The organism is Streptococcus mitis (assembly GCF_001579045.1).
Lineage (GTDB): Bacteria > Bacillota > Bacilli > Lactobacillales > Streptococcaceae > Streptococcus > Streptococcus mitis_D.
This window is the reverse complement of record NZ_KQ970263.1, coordinates 287,315-314,081: the sequence shown is the minus strand read 5'-3', so window position 1 is coordinate 314,081 and position 26,767 is coordinate 287,315. Positions and strand designations below refer to the sequence as shown.

Sequence of the window (26,767 nt, the reverse complement as noted above, 5' to 3'; positions counted from 1 at the left end):
GAGGCTATGTCACACGATCATAACCACGACCACGAAGAACGTGAACTAATCACACTAGTAGATGAGCAAGGAAATGAAACCTTGTTTGAAATCCTTTTGACCATTGACGGAAAAGAAGAATTTGGTAAAAACTATGTTCTTCTAGTACCAGTTAACGCAGAAGAAGACGAAGACGGACAAGTTGAAATCCAAGCTTACTCATTCATCGAAAACGAAGATGGAACAGAAGGCGAATTGCAACCAATCCCAGAAGACTCAGAAGACGAATGGAACATGATTGAAGAAGTCTTCAATAGTTTTATGGAGGAGTAAACACGTCCAGTGGACGTGTTTAGCCCTGCGCTAGAAAATAGAAACGCAGGCACATCCAGTGAACATTTTTACTCCAGTTCCTTTAAATAAGAGAGAACTGGTAAGTCCGGGGATATTTTTACCCCAACTCCTAGAAATTGGAAGAGTTGGAACGTCCTGTGGACGTGTTTAGCCCTGCGCTAGAAAATAGAAACGCAGGCACATCCAGTGGATGTTTTTAGCCCACGTTAACTTCATAGTAGCTAGTTATTAGCTAACCAGGTAAGAGGTCGGGACGAAAATCCTGGCCTCGTTTTTGTTAGTTATGAGACTTTATTGAGGCAGTTGATTGAACCTGTAATTAAGGAGATGTGTATGTTTGAAGTAGAAGAATGGCTCCATAGTCGGATTGGTTTGAATTTTAGGTCAGGTTTGGACAGAATGCAAGAAGCGGTGGATTTGTTAGGAAATCCTGAGAAGTCTTACCCTATTATCCACGTAACAGGGACTAATGGGAAAGGTTCTACCATTGCTTTTATGAGGGAATTATTTATGGGACATGGCAAAAAAGTTGCGACCTTTACCTCCCCTCATATCATCTCTATCAATGATCGAATCTGCATTAATGGACAATCTATAGCAGACGCAGACTTTATCCGTTTAGCTGATCGGGTCAAGGAGATGGAAAAAAATGCTTCTGCAAACCTATGACCAGTTGTCCTTTTTTGAATTGCTGACCTTGATTGCTTTTCTCTACTTTAGGGAGCAAGAGGTGGATTTGGTTTTATTAGAAGTGGGAATTGGCGGCTTACTTGACACGACCAATGTGGTAACTGGAGAGCTTGTTGTCATCACCTCCATCGGGCTTGATCATCAGGAGACCTTGGGTGATAGTCTAGAGGCAATTGCAGAGCAGAAAGCTGGTATTTTCAAGGCTGGTAAAAAGGCAGTGATTGCGAAATTGCCTCCAGAAGCTAGACTTGTCTGTCAGAAAAAAGCAGACTCTTTAGCTGTTGACCTTTATCAGGCAGGTAAGGATTTTTCAATGCAGGGTGGTGATTTTTCAAGTTCTTTACTAAATATTTCGCAGCTGAAAATAGGCTTGGAAGGAGCTTATCAGCAGGAAAATGCGGCCTTGGCGTTGCAAACTTTTCTTCTCTTTATGAGGGAAGGAAAGGAAGCTGTTGATGAGCAAGCTGTAAAACAGGCATTGGAGAAGACCCATTGGGCTGGCCGTTTGGAGCGTATTCGTCCTCAGATTTACTTGGACGGTGCTCATAACCTCCCTGCCTTGACTCGCCTGGTGGAGTTTATCAAAGAAAAAGAGCAGGAAGGTTATCGTCCTCAAATCCTATTTGGAGCCTTAAAACGGAAGGATTATCAAGGGATGTTGGGTTACCTGACTGAGAATTTGCCTCAGGTGGAACTCAAGGTGACAGGCTTTGACTATCAAGGTTCTTTGGCTGAAACAGATGTAACAGGTTACGATGTAATTCCCTCTTACCGAGAATTTATCAGCAGTTTTGAAGAAAGAGCCGATACCAAGGACTTGTTATTCATTACAGGGTCTCTCTATTTTATCTCAGAAGTACGGAGCCACATACTGGGGTATGAGCAGATAAATTGACCTCTTTAGCAAGTCTTAGTCTCTTAGTAGCTTGTTCACAAAGAGCTCAACAGATTCAACAACCAGCAGCTCAAGCGCAAACACAACAAACTCAGCAATCACAACCTGCTGCTTCATCGTCTACAGAAAATACAAACTAGGTAGCAACAAGTTCTTCACAAAATGCGCCCGAGGCTCAACCGACCGATATTGATGGAACTTATACTGGTCAGGATGAAGGAGACCGTATCACTTTGGTAGTGACTGGTACAACTGGTACATGGACACAGGTAGAAACTGATGGGGATCAGAAAGTCAAACAGGTTACATTTGATGCAGCAAATCAACGCATGATTATTGGTGATGATGTCAAAAATTATGCAATCAATGGCAATCGGATGATTATCGACGATATGGATAGAGAAGCGTCTGATCGCATCGTTTTATCAAAATAGACTAGAAGGAGACTGGTTTTGTCAGTCTCTTTTGCTTTTGCTCAGAAAAATGATTATAAATACTTGCCTTCTACCGAATACCTGAGTTATACTAGTTTTAATTACCTGTTTTTAGCATTCAAAATATCAAGGAGGGGATATGAAATATAGAAAATTTCAATTATTGATGTCCAAGTATGGCTTTAGTCTTTCGATTATGCTGCTTGAACTTTGTCTGGTTTTTGGTCTCTTTCTTTATTTAGGACGCATGGCTCCCATTTTATGGATTACTGTCCTCATTCTACTGAGTATCATCACAATCATTTCGATAGTCAACCGTAATACGACTCCTGAGAATAAGGTAACCTGGTTATTAGTAGCCTTTGTACCAGTATTTGGCCCCCTGCTCTATCTGATGTTCGGGGAAAGGCGATTGTCCAAAAAAGAAATCAAACAACTGAAAAAGCTAGGCTCCATGCATTTCCAAGAAGCAAATAGCCAGCTACTAAAAGAGGAATTAAAAGAAAGTGACAAGGCAGCTTATGGCGTCATCAAGTCCTTGTTGAGTATGGATACCAATGCCGATGTCTATGATCAAACTGCCTCTACATTTTTTCCTAACGGAGAGGCTATGTGGAAAAAGATGGTAGAAGATCTTAAAAAGGCTGAGAAATTTATCTTCTTGGAATATTATATTATAGAAGAAGGTTTGATGTGGAATCGTATTTTAGAAATCTTGGAGGAAAAAGTTGCTCAAGGCATTGAAGTTAAACTGCTCTATGACGATATTGGCTGTATGGCTACTTTAACAGGAGATTATGCACATCGACTTCGTCAGCTAGGCATCGAGGCCCACAAATTCAATAAAGTTATTCCTCGTTTGACAGTGGCCTATAATAACAGAGATCATAGAAAAATATTGATTGTTGATGGTCAGATAGCTTATACAGGAGGCATTAACTTAGCTGATGAGTACATTAACCGTGTCGAGAGATTTGGTTATTGGAAGGATAGTGGAATTCGCTTAGACGGACTAGCAGTAAAAGCCCTGACACGCTTGTTTTTAACCACTTGGTACATCAATCGAGGAGAGATTAGTGATTTTGATCAATATCATTTAGAAAATCATTCTATCCCAAGTGACGGTTTAACCATTCCATACGGAAGTGGACCCAAGCCAATTTTTCGAACGCAGGTAGGGAAAAAGGTTTATCAGAGTTTGATCAATCAAGCAACGGAATCGGTCTATATTACGACACCTTATTTGATCATAGACTATGATTTAACGGAGACAATCAAAAATGCAGCTATGAGAGGGGTCGATGTTCGGATTGTCACCCCTTACATACCAGATAAGAAGTTCATTCAGTTAGTCACAAGAGGAGCTTATCCAGACCTTCTTTCTGCTGGGGTTCGGATTTATGAGTATAGTCCAGGTTTTATTCATAGTAAGCAGATGTTGGTAGACGAAGATTTTGCGGTGGTGGGGACAATCAATCTCGACTACCGAAGCTTGGTACACCATTATGAAAATGCAGTCTTACTCTATAAAACTCCTTCTATAATGGAAATAGCCCGAGATTTTCAAAATATATTTGCAGATTCTCAGGAAGTCTATCCTCATTCTATCAAAACGAGCTGGTATCAAAAGCTTGTAAAAGAAATTGCCCAGTTATTCGCCCCTATCTTATAAGAAATCTAGGACTGAGGACACAAACCAGTCCTATTTTTCTTGTCTTTTACGAATAAGAAGATGTAGGAGGAAAGATGCTGACCAAGAAAGAATTGAACTATATCATGATATTTAAACAGACGCATTTACACCGATTTCGGGAAATTGAAACCTTTGTGAAACTATGCAAAAAATCACTCAAACAGCCATCGCAAGCTGACAATCCTAGGACTTTTTGATATACTAAGACAGATAAATTAAATAGGAGAAACGATATGAGTGTGTATGGTAGAGTAGAAGAAGTTCATCAGGAGAATCGTGAACCTCTAGAATACCAAATCAAACAAGAATCGCATCATCGTGAATCAAGTCGTCTTCCTTTGGTAAAAATTTTACTATGGAGTACGCTTGTAACGGGGATAACTCTAGGAGTACCGCTATTACTCGATTTAATGAGTGCACAAGAAGTGCAGGATTTTTATACAGGTTGGGCGCTTCATCAGACAGGGAAAATTTACAGCGACTATTATGGAAGTCAAGGTTTGCTTTATTATTTGCTGACTTATGTGACCCAGGGCGGATTCTTCTTTGCCATTTTTGAGTGGTTAGCCTTGGTAGCAGGAGGATTTTTCCTCTTTCAATCGGCAGACACCTTGACAGAGCAAGGAGACCAGGCTGGACAACTGGTGACTATTTTTTACATGCTAGTTACAGGTCTTGCTTTTGGTGGAGGTTATGCGACTCTTTTAGCGCTTCCCTTCTTATTCGCGGCCTTTAGTTTAGTTGCGGCTTACCTAAGCAATCCAAGCCATGACAAGGGATTTGTACGGATTGGGCTGGCTTTGGCAGGCGGATTTTTCTTTGCTCCCTTGTCATCGTTCCTGTTTATTGCTGTAGTGAGTTTAGGCTTGTTGGTCTTTAACCTTGGGCATAGACGCTTTGCGCATGGGTTTTATCAGTTTCTTGCAGTGGCTTTAGGTTTTTCACTTGTCTTTTATCCAACTGCCTACTATAGTGTTGCAACAGGAAGTTTTGGGGATGCCATTAGTGGTATTCGTTATCCTATTGACAGTATTCGCTTTGATTTCACTTCTAAAATTTTAGAGAATATGGCTTTTTATGGCTTGTTGTCCCTTGGTTTGGGATTTGTGGTTTTTATCTTTTTAGGTCTCTTTCAATCTAAATCCTCTAAACTATATGTCATCTCAGTGCCTGCGAGTCTATTCCTGATTTTAGGTTTGGTAGTGATTTTCTTTACACAGGATCCTCTACATGCATCCCGTTTGATGCTCATTTTCCCTGTCTTTCTTCTGCTTTTAGTATCCAATATCAAGGGGCAACAGAGTGGTCGTAGCGTTAGAAGAAGACGCAGAGAAGAGCCTGTTAGTCTCTGGCATCGCTATACTAAAGGAAATCTTTACCTACCGATTTTAACTTTGTTATATCTTTTGGCTGTTCCTTTTTTGATGAGGTTTGTCCTTTATCCAGTATCTTATCAAGAACGTGATCGTCTTGCTGATTTGGTGAAAGAGGAGACAAGTACGGAAGATGCTATCTATGCATGGGATGATACTGCAACTCTTTATCGTAAGAGTGATCGCTTATCGCCATCGGCGATTTTATCCCCGTTGCACTATACAGCAACTGAGGAAAATCGGAATAAGCTACTCAATGACTTAAAAGAAAATCAACCCAAGGTGATTGTGGTGAATGATAAGGTGCCAGTCTGGTCTGAAGTGGAAACAATTTTGAAAGAAAATTACCAACCAGTAAAGACGGATTACTCAGAGTTTAAAGTCTATAAAATTAAATAACTAAATCAATATCTTGTGTATTTTTAAAATTTTTAGGATTTTTACCACAAGATATTGATTTTTCTTTTTAGAGTGGTATAATACTTTTTAGAAAGAACATTTTAGAAAAGAGAATGCATATGATTGCACTAGAAGAAAAAATTACAATTTTGCCAACTCTCTTCGTCGAGAAACGAGATGGGAGACGTGTTGTATTTGATGTGGACAAGATTGACAAGGCTCTCCACAAGGCGGCAGACAAGGTTATGGATGTGACACCCTTGGTCGAAAAACGCCTCAATGCTCTGACCGAGCGAATTGTCACAGAAATTCATAGTCGTTTTCCGCAGGGAGTTAAGATTTATGAAATTCAAAATATCGTAGAACATGAACTCCTTGAAGCCAAAGAATATGCGCTGGCTGAGGAGTATATTACTTATCGGACACAGAGAGATTTTGAGCGCTCAAAAGCGACAGATATTAACTTTAGTATCCATAAGCTTCTAAATAAAGATCAGGCAGTTGTCAATGAAAATGCCAATAAAGACAGTGATGTCTTTAACACTCAGCGTGATTTGACAGCAGGGATTGTTGGAAAGTCAATTGGACTGCAAATGCTTCCTAAGCACGTAGCCAATGCCCACCAAAAGGGGGATATCCACTATCACGATTTGGACTACAGCCCCTATACACCTATGACCAACTGCTGTTTGATTGATTTTAAAGGTATGTTGGAAAATGGTTTTAAGATTGGGAATGCAGAGGTAGAAAGTCCCAAGTCTATCCAGACTGCAACGGCTCAGATTTCGCAAATCATCGCCAACGTTGCTTCTAGCCAGTATGGGGGCTGTTCAGCTGACCGTATCGATGAAGTTTTGGCGCCTTATGCAGAGAAGAACTACCAAAAACACCTCAAAGATGCAGAAGAATGGGTTTTGCCTGAAAAACGAGAAGATTATGCCTGGAAGAAAACGCAAAAGGACATCTATGATGCCATGCAATCTCTCGAGTATGAAATCAACACCCTCTTCACTTCAAATGGACAAACACCTTTTACCTCGCTAGGTTTTGGTCTAGGGACAAGTCGTTTTGAGCGAGAAATTCAAAAAGCTATCTTGACCATTCGGATCAATGGGCTCGGTTCAGAACACCGCACAGCTATCTTCCCTAAACTCATCTTTACGCTTAAAAGAGGCCTCAACTTAGAGGAAGGAACTCCCAACTACGACATTAAGCAGTTGGCTCTAGAGTGCGCAACCAAACGGATGTACCCAGATGTCTTGTCCTATGATAAGATTGTTGACTTGACTGGTTCTTTCAAGGTACCTATGGGCTGCCGTTCGTTCCTTCAAGGATGGAAGGATGAGAATGGTGTAGAAGTCAATTCAGGTCGGATGAATCTAGGTGTTGTGACGGTCAACCTTCCTCGCATTGCCCTCGAGTCTGAGGGCGACATGAATAAGTTCTGGGAAATCTTCAACGAGCGTATGAATATCGCAGAAGATGCTCTTGTTTACCGTGTCGAACGCACGAAAGAGGCGACGCCAGCCAATGCTCCTATCCTTTATCAATACGGTGCTTTTGGCCATCGTCTAGGTAAAGAAGAAAGTGTTGACCAGCTCTTTAAGAATCGTCGCGCAACCGTTTCGCTGGGTTACATCGGTTTGTACGAGGTAGCGACAGTCTTCTTTGGAAATAGCTGGGAACACAATCCAGAAGCCAAGGAATTCACGCTAGACATTATTCGAGATATGAAACGCCGGGTAGAAGAGTGGTCTGACCAATATGGCTATCATTTCTCTATCTACTCAACACCGTCTGAAAGTTTGACAGATCGTTTCTGTAGACTAGATACAGAGAAGTTTGGTTCTATTCCTGATATCACAGACAAGGAATACTACACCAATTCTTTCCACTACGATGTTCGTAAAAATCCAACACCGTTTGAAAAATTAGACTTTGAGAAAGTCTATCCAGAAGCAGGTGCGTCGGGAGGTTTCATCCATTACTGTGAGTATCCAGTCCTTCAGCAAAATCCAAAGGCCTTGGAAGCTGTCTGGGACTATGCCTATGACCGTGTGGGCTATCTTGGAACCAATACACCAATAGACCGTTGCTACAAGTGTGACTTTGAAGGGGATTTTGAACCAACTGAGAGAGGATTTGCTTGTCCAAACTGTGGCAATAGCGACCCTAAAACAGTAGACGTTGTTAAACGGACTTGTGGCTATTTAGGTAATCCTCAAGCAAGACCGATGGTCAACGGGCGTCACAAGGAAATCGCTGCGCGTGTCAAACACATGAATGGTTCAACGATTAAAATAGCTGGCCATCAAGTAACAAATTAGAAAGAAATGAGATGGGAAAATATCAATTAGACGATAAGGGGCGTGCACAAGTGACCCGTTATCACGAGAAACACTCTAAAGGTGGAGCTGGTAAGAAAGAACGTTTGCTCAACCTCAGAGAACAATTTTTAAATAGGAATAAGAAGAAATAAAAGTGAGAGTCAGCTCTCGCTTTTCTCATAGTGGGAGGTAAGGATGGAATTACGCAGACCAAGATTAGCAGATAAAGAAACAGTTTTAGAGATGATGGCAGAGTTTGAAAAGAGCCAATCAGCCCATGATGGAGGATTTTGGGATACAGAGAACTTTGTGTATGAAGAGTGGTTGGAAACAAATATGCAAAAAGAGATGGGAATGAACTTGCCTGAAAATCGTGTTCCTTCTATTCAATTTGTATCATTTGATGATATAGGTCGTGCTCTAGGATTTTTGAATCTGCGATTGAGACTGAACGAGGGTTTACTGAATTATGCTGGCCACATTGGCTACTCCATTCGTCCATCAGAAAGAGGCAAAGGTTATGCTAAGGAAACTCTCCGTCAGGGCTTGCAAGTTGCTAAGGAAAAGAACATCAAGAGAACTCTTGTGACCTGTAGCGTGAAGAATCCTGCTAGCAGAGCAGTCATTCTAGCAAATGGAGGTCTCATTGAGGATGTTCGTAATGGAGTCGAGCGTTATTGGATAGAGGTAGCGAATGAATAATCCAAAACCACAAGAATGGAAAAGTGAGGAGCTAAGTCAAGGGCGTATCATTGACTACAAGGCCTTTAACTTTGTAGATGGAGAAGGAGTGCGCAACTCTCTCTATGTATCAGGCTGCATGTTTCACTGCGAGGGATGTTATAATGTTGCGACTTGGTCTTTCAATGCTGGCATTCCCTATACAGCAGAATTAGAAGAGCAAATCATGGCAGATCTTGCCCAGCCTTATGTTCAGGGGTTAACCTTACTGGGAGGGGAGCCCTTTCTCAATACGGGCATTCTCTTGCCGCTAGTTAAGCGGATTCGGAAGGAATTGCCAGATAAAGATATCTGGTCCTGGACGGGCTATACTTGGGAAGAAATGATGCTGGAGACTCCAGACAAATTGGAACTCTTATCACTGATTGACATTCTCGTCGATGGAAGGTATGATCGAACTAAGAGAAATCTTATGCTCCAGTTTCGAGGTTCGTCTAACCAACGAATCATCGATGTGCAAAAATCGCTCGAAAGTGGGCAAGTAGTGATTTGGGATAAGCTTAATGATGGAAAAGAAAGCTATGAACAGGTGAAGAGAGAATGAAGAAAAAAGACCTGATAAAACAACTGGTTTCAGAGATAGAAGCTGGAAAAGTCAAAACACTGGGAATATACGGTCAGGGGGCTTCAGGTAAGTCAACCTTTGCACAGGAATTGTACCAAACCCTAGATTCTGCAAAGGTAAACTTATTGGAAACCGATCCTTACATTGCTTCAAATCGTCATTTAGTGGTGCCAAAGGAGACTCCAGACCAAAAAGTGACCGCTTGTTTACCTGTGGCTCATGAACTGGTAAGTTTAGAAAGAGACATTCTCGCTTTAAAGGCTGGCATGGATATCTTAACAATTGAAGAACCTTGGAAAGCTAGTGAGGTCTTGTCTGGAGCAAAACCAATTCTGATTGTCGAAGGGATGTCTGTGGGCTTTTTACCCAAAGAACTCTTTGACAAAACCATCTGTTTCTACACGGATGAGGAGACCGAATTAAAGCGACGCCTTGCTAGAGATACGACTGTGAGAAATCGCGATGCATCCTTTATATTGGCTAGCCATCGATGAGACGGGAGCAGTATCTGCGATACTATAAAGAAACTGAGTCAAGGGCGGACATTCTAGTGGACCAATCAGAAGGTAAATTTGAGGTCAAGAGGAGTCAGTTTTATATAGAAGAAAATCCCTAATTTTAGAAAGAAAAAATAGGAAAACAGTTTCATTGTAAAAAAACAAAAAAACAGCAACAAATCCCTTGCAATCGCAGGGGCTTTGTGTTATTCTATTATGGTGCTGTAAATTACAGCTTTAGCTTTGATGCAAGAGGTTGCGACACGCTCGGTTGCATTGCCACGCAACACCGCGTCGGTTTTCTTGTGGAGCTAGCCTATTATCTTAAATAGACGAAAAGGAGAAAAAGATGGCAAACAAAAAAATCCGTATCCGTTTGAAAGCTTACGAACACCGTACGCTTGACACAGCGGCTGCAAAAATCGTAGAATCAGCTACTCGTACAGGTGCACAAGTTGCGGGTCCAATCCCACTTCCAACTGAACGTAGCCTCTACACAATCATTCGTGCGACTCACAAATACAAAGACTCTCGCGAACAATTTGAAATGCGTACACACAAACGTTTGATCGATATCGTCAACCCAACTCAAAAAACAGTTGATGCTTTGATGAAATTGGATCTTCCAAGTGGTGTAAACGTAGAAATCAAACTTTAATCTAAAGCTTGATATTTGAGCATGAAAAACGCTCGTTAAAAACTTTTTGAATAAAAAATATAGAAAAGGAACTATTTTCTCATGACAAAAGGAATCTTAGGGAAAAAAGTGGGAATGACTCAAATCTTCACTGAAGCTGGCGAATTGATCCCTGTAACAGTTATTGAAGCAACTCCAAACGTTGTTCTTCAAGTTAAAACTGTTGAAACAGACGGATACAACGCTATCCAAGTTGGTTTCGATGACAAACGCGAAGTATTGAGCAACAAACCTGCTAAAGGACATGTAGCGAAAGCTAACACGGCTCCTAAGCGCTTCATTCGTGAATTCAAAAACGTTGAAGGCTTGGAAGTTGGTGCTGAAATCACAGTTGAAACATTCGCAGCTGGAGACGTTGTTGACGTAACTGGTACTTCTAAAGGTAAAGGTTTCCAAGGTGTTATCAAACGCCACGGACAATCACGTGGACCAATGGCTCACGGTTCTCGTTACCACCGTCGTCCAGGTTCTATGGGACCTGTTGCACCTAACCGCGTATTCAAAGGTAAAAACCTTGCAGGACGTATGGGTGGTGACCGCGTAACAATTCAAAACCTTGAAGTTGTACAAGTTGTTCCAGAAAAGAACGTTATCCTTATCAAAGGTAACGTACCAGGTGCTAAGAAATCTCTTATCACTATCAAGTCAGCAGTTAAAGCTGGTAAATAATAAGGAAAGGGGAATACAGTCAAAATGGCAAATGTAACATTATTCGACCAAACTGGTAAACAAGCGGGCGAAGTTGTTCTTAACGATGCAATCTTTGGTATCGAACCAAACCAATCTGTTGTGTTTGATGTGATTATCAGCCAACGTGCTAGCCTTCGTCAAGGAACTCACGCAGTTAAAAACCGCTCAGCTGTTTCAGGTGGCGGACGCAAACCATGGCGTCAAAAAGGAACTGGACGTGCTCGTCAAGGTTCTATCCGCTCTCCACAATGGCGTGGTGGTGGAATCGTCTTCGGACCAACTCCACGTAGCTATGCGTACAAACTTCCTCAAAAAGTTCGTCGCCTTGCGCTTAAATCTGTTTACTCAGAAAAAGTTGCTGAAAATAAATTTGTAGCCGTTGATTCTCTTGAATTTACAGCTCCAAAAACTGCTGAATTTGCAAAAGTTCTTGCAGCTTTGAGCATCGATTCTAAAGTCCTTGTTATTCTTGAAGAAGGAAACGAATTCGCAGCTCTTTCAGCTCGTAACCTTCCAAACGTGAAAGTTGCGACTGCTACAACTGCAAGTGTTCTTGACATCGCAAATAGTGACAAACTTCTTGTTACTCAAGCAGCTATCTCTAAAATCGAGGAGGTTCTTGCATAATGAATTTGTATGATGTTATCAAAAAACCTGTCATCACTGAAAGCTCAATGGCTCAACTTGAAGCAGGAAAATATGTATTTGAAGTTGACACTCGTGCACACAAACTTTTGATCAAGCAAGCTGTTGAAGCTGCTTTCGAAGGTGTTAAAGTTGCTAATGTTAACACAATCAACGTAAAACCAAAAGCTAAACGTGTTGGACGTTACACTGGTTTTACTAACAAAACTAAAAAAGCTATCATCACACTTACAGCTGATTCTAAAGCAATCGAGTTGTTTGCTGCTGAAGCTGAATAATCTAAGGAGGAAATATCGTGGGAATTCGTGTTTATAAACCAACATCAAACGGTCGCCGTAATATGACTTCTTTGGATTTCGCTGAAATCACAACAAGCACTCCTGAAAAATCATTGCTTGTTGCATTGAAGAGCAAGGCTGGTCGTAACAACAACGGTCGTATCACAGTTCGTCACCAAGGTGGTGGACACAAACGTTTCTACCGTTTGGTTGACTTCAAACGTAACAAAGACAACGTTGAAGCAGTTGTTAAAACAATCGAGTACGATCCAAACCGTTCTGCAAACATCGCTCTTGTACACTACACTGACGGTGTGAAAGCATACATCATCGCTCCAAAAGGTCTTGAAGTAGGTCAACGTATCGTTTCAGGTCCAGAAGCAGATATCAAAGTCGGAAACGCTCTTCCACTTGCTAACATCCCAGTTGGTACTTTGATCCACAACATCGAGTTGAAACCAGGTCGTGGTGGTGAATTGGTACGTGCTGCTGGAGCATCTGCTCAAGTATTGGGTCAAGAAGGTAAATACGTTCTTGTTCGTCTTCAATCAGGTGAAGTTCGTATGATTCTTGGAACTTGCCGTGCTACAGTTGGTGTTGTCGGAAACGAACAACATGGACTTGTAAACCTTGGTAAAGCAGGACGTAGCCGTTGGAAAGGTATCCGCCCAACAGTTCGTGGTTCTGTAATGAACCCTAACGATCACCCACACGGTGGTGGTGAAGGTAAAGCACCAGTTGGTCGTAAGGCACCATCTACTCCATGGGGCAAACCTGCTCTTGGTCTTAAAACTCGTAACAAGAAAGCGAAATCTGACAAACTTATCGTTCGTCGTCGCAACGAGAAATAATATTAAACTAGTCGCTTAAGCAACTAGTAAATCCGCCAGCTCGGTAGCGCTCCATGTGAGCGCAAGCCGCTGTGGTACAACATTTAAAGGAGAAAATATAAAAATGGGACGCAGTCTTAAAAAAGGACCTTTCGTCGATGAGCATTTGATGAAAAAAGTTGAAGCTCAAGCTAACGACGAAAAGAAAAAAGTTATTAAAACTTGGTCACGTCGTTCAACGATCTTCCCAAGTTTCATTGGTTACACTATCGCAGTTTATGACGGACGTAAACACGTACCTGTTTACATCCAAGAAGACATGGTAGGTCACAAACTTGGTGAATTTGCACCAACTCGTACTTACAAAGGTCACGCTGCAGACGACAAGAAAACACGTAGAAAATAAGGAGAACATAAATGGCAGAAATTACTTCAGCTAAAGCAATGGCTCGTACAGTACGTGTTTCACCTCGTAAATCACGTCTTGTTCTTGATAACATCCGTGGTAAAAGCGTAGCCGATGCAATCGCAATCTTGACATTCACTCCAAACAAAGCTGCTGAAATCATCTTGAAAGTTTTGAACTCAGCTGTAGCTAACGCTGAAAACAACTTTGGTTTGGATAAAGCTAACTTGGTAGTATCTGAAGCATTTGCAAACGAAGGACCAACTATGAAACGTTTCCGTCCACGTGCGAAAGGTTCAGCTTCACCAATCAACAAACGTACAGCTCACATCACTGTAGCTGTTGCAGAAAAATAAGGAGGTAAAATCGTGGGTCAAAAAGTACATCCAATTGGTATGCGTGTCGGCATCATCCGTGATTGGGATGCCAAATGGTATGCTGAAAAAGAATACGCGGATTACCTTCATGAAGATCTTGCAATCCGTAAATTCGTTCAAAAAGAACTTGCTGACGCAGCAGTTTCAACTATCGAAATTGAACGCGCAGTAAACAAAGTTAACGTTTCACTTCACACTGCTAAACCAGGTATGGTTATCGGTAAAGGTGGTGCTAACGTTGATGCACTCCGTGCAAAACTTAACAAATTGACTGGAAAACAAGTACACATCAACATCATCGAAATCAAACAACCTGATTTGGATGCTCACCTTGTAGGTGAAGGAATTGCTCGTCAATTGGAGCAACGTGTTGCTTTCCGTCGTGCACAAAAACAAGCAATCCAACGTGCAATGCGTGCTGGAGCTAAAGGAATTAAAACTCAAGTATCAGGTCGTTTGAACGGTGCAGATATCGCCCGTGCTGAAGGATACTCTGAAGGAACTGTTCCACTTCACACACTTCGTGCAGATATCGATTACGCTTGGGAAGAAGCAGATACTACATACGGTAAACTTGGTGTTAAAGTATGGATCTATCGTGGTGAAGTTCTTCCAGCTCGCAAAAACACTAAAGGAGGTAAATAACCAATGTTAGTACCTAAACGTGTTAAACACCGTCGTGAATTCCGTGGAAAAATGCGCGGTGAAGCAAAAGGTGGAAAAGAAGTAGCATTCGGTGAATACGGTCTTCAAGCTACAACTAGCCACTGGATCACTAACCGCCAAATCGAAGCTGCTCGTATCGCCATGACTCGTTACATGAAACGTGGTGGTAAAGTTTGGATTAAAATCTTCCCACACAAATCATACACTGCTAAAGCTATCGGTGTGCGTATGGGATCTGGTAAAGGGGCACCTGAAGGTTGGGTAGCACCAGTTAAACGTGGTAAAGTGATGTTCGAAATAGCTGGTGTATCTGAAGAGATCGCTCGCGAAGCGCTTCGTCTTGCTAGCCACAAATTGCCAGTTAAATGTAAATTCGTAAAACGTGAAGCAGAATAAGGAGAAGGCATGAAACTTAATGAAGTAAAAGAATTTGTTAAAGAACTTCGTGGTCTTTCTCAAGAAGAACTCGCGAAGCGCGAAAACGAATTGAAAAAAGAATTGTTTGAACTTCGTTTCCAAGCTGCTACTGGTCAATTGGAACAAACAGCTCGCTTGAAAGAAGTTAAAAAACAAATCGCTCGTATCAAAACAGTTCAATCTGAAGCGAAATAATAGACTAGGGAAGGAGAAATTTCAATGGAACGCAATAATCGTAAAGTTCTTGTTGGACGTGTTGTATCTGACAAAATGGACAAGACAATCACAGTTGTAGTTGAAACAAAACGTAACCACCCAGTCTATGGTAAACGTATTAACTACTCTAAAAAATACAAAGCTCATGATGAAAACAATGTTGCCAAAGAAGGCGATATCGTACGTATCATGGAAACTCGCCCGCTTTCAGCTACAAAACGTTTCCGTCTTGTAGAAGTTGTTGAAGAAGCGGTCATCATCTAATCAAACCTGAAAGGAGAAAACTGAAATGATTCAAACAGAAACTCGTTTGAAAGTCGCAGACAACAGCGGTGCTCGCGAAATCTTGACTATCAAAGTTCTTGGTGGTTCAGGACGTAAATTTGCAAACATCGGTGATGTTATCGTGGCATCTGTAAAACAAGCTACTCCTGGTGGTGCGGTTAAAAAAGGTGACGTTGTTAAAGCAGTTATCGTTCGTACTAAATCAGGTGCTCGTCGTGCTGATGGTTCATACATCAAATTTGACGAAAATGCAGCAGTTATCATCCGTGAAGACAAAACTCCTCGCGGAACACGTATCTTTGGCCCAGTTGCACGTGAATTGCGTGAAGGTGGCTTCATGAAGATTGTGTCACTTGCTCCAGAAGTACTTTAATTTTTAGAAACAAACTAGTCCCCTGGATTTACCTCCAGGGTGCCCTTATGGGCGTAAGAAAAATCAAGGAGAAACCTAATGTTTGTAAAAAAAGGCGACAAAGTTCGCGTAATCGCTGGTAAAGATAAGGGAACAGAAGCTGTTGTCCTTACTGCCCTTCCAAAAGTAAACAAAGTTATCGTTGAAGGTGTTAACATCGTTAAGAAACACCAACGTCCAACTAACGAGCTTCCTCAAGGTGGTATCATCGAGAAAGAAGCAGCTATCCACGTATCAAACGTTCAAGTTTTGGACAAAAATGGTGTGGCTGGTCGTGTTGGTTACAAATTTGTAGACGGTAAAAAAGTTCGCTACAACAAAAAATCAGGCGAAGTGCTTGATTAATCACGAAGGAAAGGAGAAGTATAATGGCAAATCGTTTAAAAGAAAAATATCTTAATGAAGTAGTTCCTGCTTTGACAGAACAATTCAACTACTCATCAGTGATGGCTGTGCCTAAAGTAGATAAGATCGTTTTGAACATGGGTGTTGGTGAAGCTGTATCAAACGCTAAAAGCCTTGAAAAAGCTGCTGAAGAATTGGCACTTATCTCAGGTCAAAAACCACTTATCACTAAAGCTAAAAAATCAATCGCCGGCTTCCGTCTTCGTGAAGGTGTTGCGATCGGTGCAAAAGTTACCCTTCGTGGTGAACGTATGTACGAATTCTTGGATAAATTGGTTTCAGTTTCACTTCCACGTGTACGTGACTTCCACGGTGTTCCAACAAAATCATTTGACGGACGCGGAAACTACACACTTGGTGTGAAAGAACAATTGATCTTCCCAGAAATCAACTTCGATGACGTTGACAAAACTCGTGGTCTTGACATCGTTATCGTAACAACTGCTAACACTGACGAAGAGTCACGTGCATTGCTTACAGGCCTTGGAATGCCTTTTGCAAAATAATATAGGAGGTAAATCTAATGGCTAAAAAATCAATGATTGCTAAGAACAAACGTCCAGCGAAGTTCTCTACTCAAGCTTATACTCGTTGTGAAAAATGTGGTCGTCCACATTCAGTTTACCGCAAATTTAAACTTTGCCGTGTTTGCTTCCGTGAATTAGCTTACAAAGGACAAATTCCTGGTGTAACAAAAGCATCTTGGTAATTCTAGCTTTCAATCCCGTCGTGATTCGTCGTTATCTGCTTTTGCCTAACTCAAGTTATGCCTGCAAGCAGATGCCTAGACTCACTTAGGAATTGAAACCTAGAAACATATTCTGAGCCTAGCTCAATCATTAACTAGCAAGTGCAACTTGCAAACTACTAGTAAGAGGAGAAAAACAAAATGGTTATGACTGACCCAATCGCAGACTTCCTAACTCGTATTCGTAACGCTAACCAAGCGAAACACGAAGTACTTGAAGTACCTGCATCAAACATCAAAAAAGGGATTGCTGAAATCCTTAAACGCGAAGGTTTTGTAAAAAACGTTGAAATCATCGAAGATGACAAACAAGGCATCATCCGTGTATTCCTTAAATACGGACCAAACGGTGAAAAAGTTATCACTAACTTGAAACGTGTTTCTAAACCAGGACTTCGTGTCTACAAAAAACGTGAAGACCTTCCAAAAGTTCTTAACGGACTTGGAATTGCTATCCTTTCAACTTCTGAAGGTTTGCTTACTGATAAAGAAGCACGCCAAAAGAATGTTGGTGGGGAAGTTATCGCTTACGTTTGGTAATATTTAGCTCCCAATTTCTTTGTGACTCTTCGTTATCGTCTCTTGCCTAACCCAAAGTTATGCCTGCGAGACGATGCCTAGATTCACTTTGAAATTGAAACCTAAATGTCCCTTCAAATCGAGAAATCGATTTAACCCCGTGAAAACTGGCCGTTCTGGCCTGACAATTTAACAGGAGAAAATAAACATGTCACGTATTGGTAATAAAGTTATCGTGTTGCCTGCTGGTGTTGAACTCACTAACAATGACAACGTTGTAACTGTAAAAGGACCTAAAGGAGAACTTACTCGTGAGTTCTCAAAAGATATTGAAATCCGTGTGGAAGGTACTGAAGTAACTCTTCACCGTCCAAACGATTCAAAAGAAATGAAAACTATCCACGGAACTACTCGTGCCCTTTTGAACAACATGGTTGTTGGTGTATCAGAAGGATTCAAGAAAGAACTTGAAATGCGCGGGGTTGGTTACCGTGCACAACTTCAAGGATCTAAACTTGTTTTGGCTGTTGGTAAATCTCATCCAGACGAAGTTGAAGCTCCAGAAGGAATTACTTTTGAACTTCCAAACCCAACAACAATCGTTGTTAGCGGAATTTCAAAAGAAGTAGTTGGTCAAACAGCTGCTTACGTACGTAGCCTTCGTTCACCAGAACCATATAAAGGTAAAGGTATCCGTTACGTTGGTGAATTCGTTCGCCGTAAAGAAGGTAAAACAGGTAAATAATGTTGAGTGGTTGATTCTCAACCACCAACCTATTTCCCAACTTTGTGCATAGCACACGATTTAAAACTAAAGAGGTGAAAACTGTGATTTCAAAACCAGATAAAAACAAACTCCGCCAAAAACGCCACCGTCGCGTTCGCGGAAAACTCTCTGGAACTGCTGATCGCCCACGTTTGAACGTATTCCGTTCTAATACAGGCATCTACGCTCAAGTGATTGATGACGTAGCGGGTGTAACGCTCGCAAGTGCTTCAACTCTTGACAAAGAAGTTTCAAAAGGAACTAAAACTGAACAAGCCGTTGCTGTCGGTAAACTCGTTGCAGAACGTGCAAACGCTAAAGGTATTTCAGAAGTGGTGTTCGACCGCGGTGGATATCTATATCACGGACGTGTGAAAGCTTTGGCTGATGCAGCTCGTGAAAACGGATTGAAATTCTAATAGGAGGACACTAGAAAATGGCATTTAAAGACAATGCAGTTGAATTAGAAGAACGCGTAGTTGCTGTCAACCGTGTTACAAAAGTTGTTAAAGGTGGACGTCGTCTTCGTTTCGCAGCTCTTGTTGTTGTTGGTGACCACAACGGTCGCGTAGGATTTGGTACTGGTAAAGCTCAAGAAGTTCCAGAAGCAATCCGTAAAGCAGTAGATGATGCTAAGAAAAACTTGATCGAAGTTCCTATGGTTGGAACAACAATTCCACACGAAGTTCTTTCAGAATTCGGTGGAGCTAAAGTATTGTTGAAACCTGCTGTAGAAGGTTCTGGAGTTGCCGCTGGTGGTGCAGTTCGTGCCGTTGTGGAATTGGCAGGTGTGGCAGATATTACATCTAAATCACTTGGTTCTAACACTCCAATCAACATTGTTCGTGCAACTGTTGAAGGTTTGAAACAATTGAAACGCGCTGAAGAAGTTGCTGCCCTTCGTGGTATTTCAGTTTCTGATTTGGCATAAGAAAGGGGATAAAATGGCTCAAATTAAAATTACTTTGACTAAGTCTCCAATCGGACGCATTCCATCACAACGTAAAACTGTTGTAGCACTTGGACTTGGCAAATTGAACAGCTCTGTTATTAAAGAAGATAACGCTGCTATCCGTGGTATGATCACAGCAGTATCTCACTTGGTAACAGTTGAAGAAGTAAACTAATGAATTTTTAGGGGATGTGCAGTATACCATCCCCTAAAACTAGATATAGTCATCTATGGTGACGTCGTATAGGCGAGTTGATTGGGGAGACAACCTTTCCTCCCTTATCGGCGCTAGCATTTTACAAAAGAGGAGAAAATAAAAATGAAACTTCATGAATTGAAACCTGCAGAAGGTTCTCGTAAAGTACGTAACCGCGTTGGTCGTGGTACTTCATCAGGTAACGGTAAAACATCTGGTCGTGGTCAAAAAGGTCAAAAAGCTCGTAGCGGTGGTGGAGTTCGCCTTGGTTTTGAAGGTGGACAAACTCCATTGTTCCGTCGTCTTCCAAAACGTGGATTCACTAACATCAACGCTAAAGAATACGCAATTGTGAACCTTGACCAATTGAACGTCTTTGAAGATGGTGCTGAAGTTACTCCAGTTGTTCTTATCGAAGCAGGAATTGTTAAAGCTGAAAAATCAGGTATTAAAATTCTTGGTAACGGTGAGTTGACTAAGAAATTGACTGTGAAAGCAGCTAAATTCTCTAAATCAGCTGAAGAAGCTATCACTGCTAAAGGTGGTTCAGTAGAAGTCATCTAAGAGAGGTGACCTATGTTTTTTAAATTATTAAGAGAAGCTCTTAAAGTCAAGCAGGTTCGATCAAAAATTTTATTTACAATTTTTATCGTTTTGGTCTTTCGTATCGGGACTAGCATTACAGTTCCTGGTGTGAATGCTAATAGCTTGAATGCTTTAAGTGGATTATCCTTCTTAAACATGTTGAGCTTGGTGTCAGGAAATGCCATGAAAAACTTCTCAGTTTTTGCTCTTGGTGTTAGCCCCTACATTACGGCCTCTATCGTTGTCCAACTCTTGCAAATGGATATTTTACCCAAGTTTGTAGAGTGGGGTAAACAAGGGGAAGTAGGTAGAAGAAAATTGAATCAAGCTACTCGTTATATTGCTCTAGTTCTCGCTTTTGTGCAATCTATCGGGATTACAGCAGGTTTTAATACTTTGGCTGGAGCTCAATTGTTGAAAACAGCTCTTACTCCACAAGTCTTTATCATGATTGGTATCATCTTAACAGCTGGTAGCATGATTGTGACTTGGTTGGGAGAGCAAATTACAGATAAGGGATACGGAAATGGTGTTTCTATGATTATCTTTGCTGGGATTGTCGCTTCAATTCCAGAGATGATTCAGGGAATCTATGTAGACTACTTTGTTAACGTTCCAAGTAGCCGTATCAGCTCATCTATCATTTTCGTAATCATTTTGATTATTACTGTATTGTTGATTATTTACTTTACAACTTATGTTCAACAAGCAGAATACAAAATTCCAATCCAATATACTAAGGTTGCACAAGGTGCTCCATCTAGCTCTTACCTTCCTTTGAAAGTAAACCCTGCTGGAGTTATCCCTGTTATCTTTGCAAGTTCGATTACTGCGGCGCCAGCAGCTATTCTACAGTTTTTAAGCGCTACAGGTCATGATTGGGCTTGGGTAAGAACAGCACAAGAAATGCTGGCAACAACTTCACCAACAGGTATTGCTATGTATGCTTTATTGATTATTCTCTTTACATTCTTCTATACGTTTGTACAGATTAATCCTGAAAAAGCGGCAGAAAACCTACAAAAGAGCGGTGCCTATATCCACGGAGTTCGTCCTGGTAAAGGTACAGAAGAATATATGTCTAAACTTCTTCGTCGTCTTGCAACAGTTGGTTCTCTCTTCCTTGGTGTGATTTCTATTTTACCAATCGTAGCAAAAGATGTTTTCGGACTTTCAGAGGCAGTTGCTTTTGGAGGAACCAGTCTTTTGATCATTATCTCTACAGGTATTGAAGGAATCAAACAATTGGAAGGTTACCTATTGAAACGTAAGTATGTTGGTTTCATGGATAGAACAGAATAAAAGTATTTACTGATACTCTTCGAAAATCAAATTCAAACCACGTCAGCTTTATCTGCAACCTCAAAGCAGTGCTTTGAGCAACCTGCGGCTAGCTTCCTAGTTTGCTCTTTGATTTTCATTGAGTATGAAGCAGTAAATGCTGAGGGAGTGGAGGTTTAACTCTAACATTAGTGAGAGTTTGGTCTCCCCTCTTCTATTTTGTTTTTAAATAGGGGTGAAAAGACTTTTTGCTTCTATTTAAAAATAAAATAAGGAGATCAAATCATGAATCTTTTGATTATGGGCTTACCTGGTGCAGGTAAGGGAACTCAAGCAGCAAAAATCGTAGAACAATTCCATGTTGCACATATCTCAACAGGTGATATGTTCCGTGCTGCAATGGCAAATCAAACTGAAATGGGTGTTCTTGCTAAGTCATACATTGACAAGGGTGAATTGGTTCCTGACGAAGTTACAAATGGAATCGTAAAAGAACGTCTTTCACAAGATGATATTAAAGAAACAGGATTCTTGTTGGATGGTTACCCACGTACAATCGAACAAGCTCATGCCTTGGACAAAACATTGGCTGAACTTGGCATCGAACTAGAAGGTGTTATCAACATTGAAGTGAATCCAGATAGCCTCTTGGAACGTTTGAGTGGCCGTATCATCCACCGCGTAACTGGAGAAACTTTCCACAAGGTCTTTAACCCACCAGTTGACTATAAAGAAGAAGATTACTACCAACGTGAAGATGATAAGCCCGAGACAGTCAAACGTCGTTTGGATGTGAATATTGCTCAAGGGGAACCAATCATTGCTCACTACCGTGCCAAAGGTTTGGTTCATGACATCGAAGGTAATCAAGATATCAATGATGTCTTCTCAGATATCGAAAAAGTATTGACAAATTTGAAATAAAGCGCTTTTCACACTTGCAAAAATCCGCTACAAATGTTATACTAAGATAGTCTGACTTATAATTGTTGTCTCTGTGTCTAGAGGCATCGAATCGAAATTTATGGAGGTGCTTTTGCGTGGCAAAAGACGATGTGATTGAAGTTGAAGGCAAAGTAGTTGATACAATGCCGAATGCAATGTTTACGGTTGAACTTGAAAATGGACATCAGATTTTAGCAACAGTTTCTGGTAAAATTCGTAAAAACTATATTCGTATTTTAGCGGGAGATCGTGTTACTGTCGAAATGAGTCCATATGACTTGACACGTGGACGTATCACTTACCGCTTTAAATAATCGAAAAACTTGGAGGGATAAGGAATGAAAGTAAGACCATCGGTCAAACCAATTTGCGAATACTGTAAAGTTATTCGTCGTAATGGTCGTGTTATGGTAATTTGCCCAGCAAATCCAAAACACAAACAACGTCAAGGATAAGATAGAAAGGAGAAAACATGGCTCGTATTGCTGGAGTTGACATCCCAAATGACAAACGCGTAGTGATCTCATTGACTTATGTTTATGGTATCGGACTTGCAACATCTAAGAAAATTTTGGCTGCTGCTGGAATCTCAGAAGATGTTCGTGTACGTGATCTTACATCAGATCAAGAAGATGCTATCCGTCGTGAAGTGGATGCAATCAAAGTTGAAGGTGACCTTCGTCGTGAAGTGAACTTGAACATCAAACGTTTGATGGAAATCGGTTCATACCGTGGTATCCGTCACCGTCGTGGACTTCCTGTCCGTGGACAAAACACTAAAAACAACGCTCGCACTCGTAAAGGTAAAGCTGTTGCGATTGCTGGTAAGAAAAAATAATATAGGAGGTAAAAGTCTTGGCTAAACCAACACGTAAACGTCGTGTGAAAAAGAATATCGAATCTGGTATTGCTCATATTCACGCTACATTTAATAACACTATTGTTATGATTACTGATGTGCATGGTAATGCAATTGCTTGGTCATCAGCTGGTGCTCTTGGTTTCAAAGGTTCTCGTAAATCTACACCATTCGCTGCTCAAATGGCTTCTGAAGCTGCTGCTAAATCTGCACAAGAACACGGTCTTAAATCAGTTGAAGTTACTGTAAAAGGTCCAGGTTCTGGTCGTGAGTCAGCTATTCGTGCGCTTGCTGCCGCTGGTCTTGAAGTAACAGCAATTCGTGATGTGACTCCAGTGCCACACAATGGTGCTCGTCCTCCAAAACGTCGCCGTGTATAATCATCGCATTACACTGCTTTTCGTTTAAGAGGGAGTAACTAAATGATCGAGTTTGAAAAACCAAATATAACAAAAATTGATGAAAATAAAGATTATGGCAAGTTTGTAATCGAACCACTTGAACGTGGCTACGGTACAACTCTTGGTAACTCTCTTCGTCGTGTACTTCTAGCTTCTCTACCAGGAGCAGCTGTGACATCTATCAATATTGATGGTGTGTTGCATGAGTTTGACACAGTTCCAGGTGTTCGTGAAGACGTGATGCAAATCATTCTGAACATTAAAGGAATTGCAGTGAAATCGTACGTTGAAGACGAAAAAATCATCGAACTGGATGTTGAAGGTCCTGCTGAAGTAACAGCTGGTGACATTTTGACAGATAGCGATATTGAAATTGTAAATCCAGATCATTATCTCTTTACAATCGGTGAAGGTTCTTCTCTAAAAGCGACTATGACTGTTAACAGTGGTCGTGGATATGTACCTGCTGATGAAAATAAAAAAGATAATGCACCAGTTGGAACACTTGCTGTAGATTCTATTTATACACCAGTTACAAAAGTCAACTATCAAGTGGAACCTGCTCGTGTAGGTAGCAATGATGGTTTCGACAAATTAACCCTTGAAATCTTGACAAATGGAACTATTATTCCAGAAGATGCTTTAGGGCTTTCAGCACGTATTTTGACAGAACATCTTGATTTGTTTACAAATCTTACTGAGATTGCTAAGTCAACTGAAGTGATGAAAGAAGCTGATACTGAATCTGACGACCGTATTTTGGATCGTACGATTGAGGAACTGGACTTGTCTGTGCGTTCATACAACTGTTTGAAACGTGCCGGTATCAATACTGTGCATGATTTGACAGAAAAATCTGAAGCAGAGATGATGAAAGTACGAAATCTTGGACGCAAGAGTTTGGAAGAAGTGAAACTCAAACTCATTGATTTGGGTCTTGGATTAAAAGATAAATAAAGGAGGAATACATGGCTTACCGTAAACTAGGACGCACTAGCTCACAACGTAAAGCAATGCTTCGCGATTTGACAACTGACCTTTTGATCAACGAATCAATCGTGACAACTGAAGCTCGTGCTAAAGAAATCCGTAAAACTGTTGAAAAAATGATTACTCTAGGTAAACGTGGTGATTTGCATGCACGTCGTCAAGCAGCTGCTTTCGTACGTAATGAAATCGCATCTGAGAACTATGATGAAGCAACTGATAAGTACACTTCTACTACAGCACTTCAAAAGTTGTTCTCAGAAATCGCACCTCGTTATGCTGAACGTAACGGTGGATACACTCGTATCCTTAAAACTGAACCACGTCGTGGTGATGCAGCGCCAATGGCGATCATCGAATTAGTATAAAATCATCAATTTTGTTGAGTGTTATGATGATGGAGTCTTGTGCTCTTAGTCTAGCTCTGGTCTACCGCTAGGATTTCGGTCCTAGCGGGAACACTCATCATAAGTTGGGATAGTAGACGCTTGTTTACGAAATTGTTTTTTGCTTAAGAACAACTTCGTAAGCAGGCGTTTTTGAGTATTTTGATTAGAATTATGTTATACTATTTGAAAAGAAACCTGTTTAATGTTCAGGTTCCCTATTAAAAGAAGAATTGGAGTTTGCTTATGAAAGCGATTATAACTGTTGTTGGTAAAGATAAATCTGGAATTGTTGCAGGTGTTTCTGGTAAAATTGCAGAATTGGGTTTGAATATTGATGATATCTCTCAAACTGTTTTGGATGAATATTTTACGATGATGGCTGTCGTCTCTAGTGATGAAAAACAGGATTTTACTTATCTTCGTAATGAGTTTGAAGCTTTTGGGCAAAATTTGAATGTGAAAATCAATATTCAGAGTGCAGCGATTTTCGAAGCTATGTATAATATCTAGGAGGTTATCATGGATATTAGACAAGTTACTGAAACCATCGCCATGATTGAGGAGCAAAATTTCGATATCAGAACTATTACCATGGGGATTTCCCTTTTGGACTGTATCGATCCAGATATCAATCGTGCTGCGGAGAAAATTTATCAAAAGATAACGACCAAGGCGGCTAATTTAGTGGCTGTTGGCGACGAAATTGCAGTTGAGTTGGGAATTCCTATCGTAAATAAGCGTGTATCGGTGACTCCTATTTCTTTGATTGGGGCAGCGACAGATGCGACGGACTACGTGGTTCTGGCAAAAGCGCTTGATAAGGCTGCGAAAGAAATCGGTGTGGATTTTATTGGTGGTTTCTCTGCCTTGGTACAAAAAGGTTATCAAAAGGGAGATGAGATTCTCATCAATTCTATTCCTCGTGCTTTGGCTGAAACGGACAAGGTCTGCTCGTCAGTCAATATCGGCTCAACCAAGTCTGGTATCAATATGACGGCTGTCGCAGATATGGGACGAGTTATCAAGGAAACGGCAACTCTATCAGATATGGGAGCGGCCAAGTTGGTTGTATTTGCTAATGCTGTTGAGGACAATCCATTCATGGCGGGTGCCTTTCATGGTGTTGGGGAGGCAGATGTTATCATCAATGTCGGAGTTTCTGGTCCTGGTGTGGTGAAACGTGCCTTGGAAAAAGTTCGTGGACAGAGCTTTGATGTAGTAGCCGAAACCGTTAAGAAGACTGCCTTTAAAATCACTCGTATCGGTCAATTGGTTGGTCAAATGGCCAGTGAGAGACTGGGTGTGGAGTTTGGTATTGTGGACTTGAGTCTGGCGCCAACTCCTGCGGTTGGAGATTCTGTTGCACGTGTCCTTGAAGAAATGGGGCTAGAAACAGTTGGTACGCATGGAACGACGGCTGCCTTGGCTCTCTTGAATGACCAAGTTAAGAAGGGTGGAGTTATGGCCTGCAACCAAGTTGGTGGTTTGTCTGGTGCCTTTATCCCTGTGTCAGAGGATGAAGGAATGATTGCTGCAGTGCAAAATGGTTCTCTTAATTTAGAAAAACTGGAGGCCATGACGGCTATCTGTTCTGTTGGATTGGATATGATTGCCATTCCAGAAGATACTCCTGCTGAAACCATTGCGGCTATGATTGCGGATGAGGCTGCAATTGGTGTCATTAACATGAAAACAACAGCTGTACGTATCATTCCAAAAGGAAAAGAAGGCGATATGATTGAGTTTGGTGGTCTATTGGGTACTGCACCTGTTATGAAGGTCAATGGGGCTTCGTCTGTTGATTTCATCTCTCGTGGAGGACAAATCCCAGCACCAATTCATAGTTTTAAAAATTAAAAAAATAGGAG

Annotated in this window: 38 protein-coding genes and 3 pseudogenes; all 41 read left to right on the top strand. The window is 41.1% G+C overall.

Translation table 11 applies throughout. The annotated features are described in order from the left end of the window. Positions 1-6: 6 nt before the first annotated feature. On the top strand, positions 7-312 hold the full coding sequence (locus tag SMIDD28_RS07720; protein ID WP_000017620.1) for a DUF1292 domain-containing protein: 306 nt from the start codon (positions 7-9) through the stop codon (positions 310-312). A 354-nt stretch (positions 313-666) separates the two neighbouring features. Next, positions 667-1,918: pseudogene (locus SMIDD28_RS07715) on the top strand (folylpolyglutamate synthase/dihydrofolate synthase family protein). Beyond that, positions 1,915-2,352: pseudogene (locus SMIDD28_RS07710) on the top strand (SP_0198 family lipoprotein). The pseudogenes SMIDD28_RS07715 and SMIDD28_RS07710 overlap by 4 nt, the downstream one beginning before the upstream one ends. Positions 2,353-2,491: 139 nt before the next feature. After that, positions 2,492-4,024, top strand: a complete 1,533-nt coding sequence (gene cls / locus SMIDD28_RS07705; RefSeq protein WP_061425484.1) for a cardiolipin synthase — start codon at positions 2,492-2,494, stop codon at positions 4,022-4,024. Between the two features lie 254 nt (positions 4,025-4,278). After that, positions 4,279-5,817 carry a hypothetical protein gene (locus tag SMIDD28_RS07695; protein ID WP_061425482.1) on the top strand — a complete coding sequence of 513 codons (1,539 nt, stop codon included), beginning with the start codon at positions 4,279-4,281 and terminating at the stop codon, positions 5,815-5,817. Positions 5,818-5,936: 119 nt separating this feature from the next. Next, positions 5,937-8,144 (top strand): anaerobic ribonucleoside-triphosphate reductase, encoded by a 2,208-nt coding sequence (nrdD, locus tag SMIDD28_RS07690; RefSeq protein WP_061425481.1) that lies wholly within the window; start codon positions 5,937-5,939, stop codon positions 8,142-8,144. Between the two features lie 11 nt (positions 8,145-8,155). Then, positions 8,156-8,296 carry a hypothetical protein gene (locus tag SMIDD28_RS07685; RefSeq protein WP_061425480.1) on the top strand — a complete coding sequence of 47 codons (141 nt, stop codon included), beginning with the start codon at positions 8,156-8,158 and terminating at the stop codon, positions 8,294-8,296. Between the two features lie 43 nt (positions 8,297-8,339). Continuing rightward, entirely contained in the window at positions 8,340-8,846 is a 507-nt protein-coding gene (locus SMIDD28_RS07680) for a GNAT family N-acetyltransferase (RefSeq protein WP_061425479.1), read from the top strand. Next, a complete protein-coding gene (nrdG, locus tag SMIDD28_RS07675; RefSeq protein ID WP_060627412.1) occupies positions 8,839-9,429 on the top strand; it encodes an anaerobic ribonucleoside-triphosphate reductase activating protein in 591 nt (196 codons plus the stop codon). Before SMIDD28_RS07680 ends, nrdG begins: the two co-directional genes overlap by 8 nt. Then, positions 9,426-10,066: pseudogene (locus tag SMIDD28_RS07670) on the top strand (uridine kinase family protein). The gene nrdG and the pseudogene SMIDD28_RS07670 overlap by 4 nt, the downstream one beginning before the upstream one ends. A gap of 230 nt (positions 10,067-10,296) precedes the next feature. Then, a complete protein-coding gene (gene rpsJ / locus SMIDD28_RS07665) occupies positions 10,297-10,605 on the top strand; it encodes a 30S ribosomal protein S10 (RefSeq protein ID WP_001284513.1) in 309 nt (102 codons plus the stop codon). An 81-nt stretch (positions 10,606-10,686) separates the two neighbouring features. Beyond that, positions 10,687-11,313 (top strand): 50S ribosomal protein L3, encoded by a 627-nt coding sequence (rplC, locus tag SMIDD28_RS07660; RefSeq protein WP_000160197.1) that lies wholly within the window; start codon positions 10,687-10,689, stop codon positions 11,311-11,313. A gap of 24 nt (positions 11,314-11,337) precedes the next feature. Then, the gene (gene rplD / locus SMIDD28_RS07655; protein ID WP_000024549.1) at positions 11,338-11,961 is read left to right on the top strand and encodes a 50S ribosomal protein L4; all 624 of its coding nucleotides are present in this window, start codon (positions 11,338-11,340) and stop codon (positions 11,959-11,961) included. Next, complete coding sequence (locus SMIDD28_RS07650; protein WP_001055347.1) at positions 11,961-12,257, top strand: 50S ribosomal protein L23; 297 nt, start codon at positions 11,961-11,963, stop codon at positions 12,255-12,257. Before rplD ends, SMIDD28_RS07650 begins: the two co-directional genes overlap by 1 nt. Before the next feature lie 17 nt (positions 12,258-12,274). After that, positions 12,275-13,108 (top strand): 50S ribosomal protein L2, encoded by an 834-nt coding sequence (gene rplB / locus SMIDD28_RS07645; protein WP_061425478.1) that lies wholly within the window; start codon positions 12,275-12,277, stop codon positions 13,106-13,108. Between the two features lie 103 nt (positions 13,109-13,211). Beyond that, entirely contained in the window at positions 13,212-13,493 is a 282-nt protein-coding gene (rpsS, locus tag SMIDD28_RS07640) for a 30S ribosomal protein S19 (protein ID WP_000533766.1), read from the top strand. An 11-nt stretch (positions 13,494-13,504) separates the two neighbouring features. Next, complete coding sequence (gene rplV / locus SMIDD28_RS07635; RefSeq protein WP_000818137.1) at positions 13,505-13,849, top strand: 50S ribosomal protein L22; 345 nt, start codon at positions 13,505-13,507, stop codon at positions 13,847-13,849. Positions 13,850-13,861: 12 nt separating this feature from the next. Beyond that, a complete protein-coding gene (rpsC, locus tag SMIDD28_RS07630) occupies positions 13,862-14,515 on the top strand; it encodes a 30S ribosomal protein S3 (RefSeq protein WP_000529936.1) in 654 nt (217 codons plus the stop codon). 3 nt (positions 14,516-14,518) lie between these two features. Beyond that, complete coding sequence (gene rplP / locus SMIDD28_RS07625; RefSeq protein WP_000960946.1) at positions 14,519-14,932, top strand: 50S ribosomal protein L16; 414 nt, start codon at positions 14,519-14,521, stop codon at positions 14,930-14,932. A gap of 9 nt (positions 14,933-14,941) precedes the next feature. After that, complete coding sequence (rpmC, locus tag SMIDD28_RS07620; protein WP_000772918.1) at positions 14,942-15,148, top strand: 50S ribosomal protein L29; 207 nt, start codon at positions 14,942-14,944, stop codon at positions 15,146-15,148. Positions 15,149-15,172: 24 nt separating this feature from the next. Then, positions 15,173-15,433, top strand: a complete 261-nt coding sequence (rpsQ, locus tag SMIDD28_RS07615) for a 30S ribosomal protein S17 (protein WP_000440801.1) — start codon at positions 15,173-15,175, stop codon at positions 15,431-15,433. A gap of 25 nt (positions 15,434-15,458) precedes the next feature. Beyond that, positions 15,459-15,827 carry a 50S ribosomal protein L14 gene (gene rplN / locus SMIDD28_RS07610; protein WP_000616545.1) on the top strand — a complete coding sequence of 123 codons (369 nt, stop codon included), beginning with the start codon at positions 15,459-15,461 and terminating at the stop codon, positions 15,825-15,827. 78 nt (positions 15,828-15,905) lie between these two features. Then, positions 15,906-16,211, top strand: coding sequence for a 50S ribosomal protein L24 (rplX, locus tag SMIDD28_RS07605; RefSeq protein WP_000497691.1), 306 nt, complete (start codon positions 15,906-15,908; stop codon positions 16,209-16,211). 23 nt (positions 16,212-16,234) lie between these two features. Beyond that, complete coding sequence (gene rplE, locus SMIDD28_RS07600; protein WP_000013542.1) at positions 16,235-16,777, top strand: 50S ribosomal protein L5; 543 nt, start codon at positions 16,235-16,237, stop codon at positions 16,775-16,777. Between the two features lie 17 nt (positions 16,778-16,794). Then, positions 16,795-16,980 (top strand): type Z 30S ribosomal protein S14, encoded by a 186-nt coding sequence (locus SMIDD28_RS07595; protein ID WP_001085697.1) that lies wholly within the window; start codon positions 16,795-16,797, stop codon positions 16,978-16,980. A gap of 180 nt (positions 16,981-17,160) precedes the next feature. Next, positions 17,161-17,559, top strand: coding sequence for a 30S ribosomal protein S8 (rpsH, locus tag SMIDD28_RS07590; protein WP_000245504.1), 399 nt, complete (start codon positions 17,161-17,163; stop codon positions 17,557-17,559). Between the two features lie 187 nt (positions 17,560-17,746). After that, positions 17,747-18,283, top strand: a complete 537-nt coding sequence (gene rplF / locus SMIDD28_RS07585) for a 50S ribosomal protein L6 (protein ID WP_000086640.1) — start codon at positions 17,747-17,749, stop codon at positions 18,281-18,283. An 83-nt stretch (positions 18,284-18,366) separates the two neighbouring features. Continuing rightward, positions 18,367-18,723: a 50S ribosomal protein L18 gene (gene rplR / locus SMIDD28_RS07580; RefSeq protein ID WP_000624044.1), complete on the top strand. Its 357-nt coding sequence runs from the start codon at positions 18,367-18,369 to the stop codon at positions 18,721-18,723. A 17-nt stretch (positions 18,724-18,740) separates the two neighbouring features. Then, on the top strand, positions 18,741-19,235 hold the full coding sequence (rpsE, locus tag SMIDD28_RS07575; protein WP_000874202.1) for a 30S ribosomal protein S5: 495 nt from the start codon (positions 18,741-18,743) through the stop codon (positions 19,233-19,235). Positions 19,236-19,248: 13 nt separating this feature from the next. Then, complete coding sequence (rpmD, locus tag SMIDD28_RS07570) at positions 19,249-19,431, top strand: 50S ribosomal protein L30 (RefSeq protein ID WP_000057241.1); 183 nt, start codon at positions 19,249-19,251, stop codon at positions 19,429-19,431. A gap of 144 nt (positions 19,432-19,575) precedes the next feature. Beyond that, positions 19,576-20,016 (top strand): 50S ribosomal protein L15, encoded by a 441-nt coding sequence (gene rplO, locus SMIDD28_RS07565; RefSeq protein ID WP_000766087.1) that lies wholly within the window; start codon positions 19,576-19,578, stop codon positions 20,014-20,016. 12 nt (positions 20,017-20,028) lie between these two features. After that, positions 20,029-21,339: a preprotein translocase subunit SecY gene (secY, locus tag SMIDD28_RS07560; RefSeq protein WP_042901718.1), complete on the top strand. Its 1,311-nt coding sequence runs from the start codon at positions 20,029-20,031 to the stop codon at positions 21,337-21,339. A 264-nt stretch (positions 21,340-21,603) separates the two neighbouring features. Continuing rightward, the gene (locus SMIDD28_RS07555) at positions 21,604-22,242 is read left to right on the top strand and encodes an adenylate kinase (RefSeq protein ID WP_001050436.1); all 639 of its coding nucleotides are present in this window, start codon (positions 21,604-21,606) and stop codon (positions 22,240-22,242) included. Between the two features lie 116 nt (positions 22,243-22,358). Continuing rightward, positions 22,359-22,577 (top strand): translation initiation factor IF-1, encoded by a 219-nt coding sequence (gene infA / locus SMIDD28_RS07550; RefSeq protein WP_001029883.1) that lies wholly within the window; start codon positions 22,359-22,361, stop codon positions 22,575-22,577. Between the two features lie 24 nt (positions 22,578-22,601). Continuing rightward, positions 22,602-22,718, top strand: a complete 117-nt coding sequence (gene rpmJ / locus SMIDD28_RS07545; RefSeq protein ID WP_001808836.1) for a 50S ribosomal protein L36 — start codon at positions 22,602-22,604, stop codon at positions 22,716-22,718. 17 nt (positions 22,719-22,735) lie between these two features. Further along, on the top strand, positions 22,736-23,101 hold the full coding sequence (gene rpsM, locus SMIDD28_RS07540) for a 30S ribosomal protein S13 (protein WP_000090781.1): 366 nt from the start codon (positions 22,736-22,738) through the stop codon (positions 23,099-23,101). A 17-nt stretch (positions 23,102-23,118) separates the two neighbouring features. After that, a complete protein-coding gene (gene rpsK / locus SMIDD28_RS07535; protein ID WP_001118385.1) occupies positions 23,119-23,502 on the top strand; it encodes a 30S ribosomal protein S11 in 384 nt (127 codons plus the stop codon). Between the two features lie 42 nt (positions 23,503-23,544). Then, entirely contained in the window at positions 23,545-24,480 is a 936-nt protein-coding gene (locus tag SMIDD28_RS07530) for a DNA-directed RNA polymerase subunit alpha (protein WP_000568988.1), read from the top strand. Positions 24,481-24,491: 11 nt separating this feature from the next. Beyond that, the gene (gene rplQ, locus SMIDD28_RS07525; RefSeq protein WP_000331493.1) at positions 24,492-24,878 is read left to right on the top strand and encodes a 50S ribosomal protein L17; all 387 of its coding nucleotides are present in this window, start codon (positions 24,492-24,494) and stop codon (positions 24,876-24,878) included. 264 nt (positions 24,879-25,142) lie between these two features. Beyond that, entirely contained in the window at positions 25,143-25,409 is a 267-nt protein-coding gene (locus SMIDD28_RS07520) for an ACT domain-containing protein (protein WP_061425477.1), read from the top strand. 9 nt (positions 25,410-25,418) lie between these two features. Further along, a complete protein-coding gene (locus SMIDD28_RS07515; RefSeq protein WP_061425476.1) occupies positions 25,419-26,756 on the top strand; it encodes a PFL family protein in 1,338 nt (445 codons plus the stop codon). Positions 26,757-26,767 lie beyond the last annotated feature (11 nt).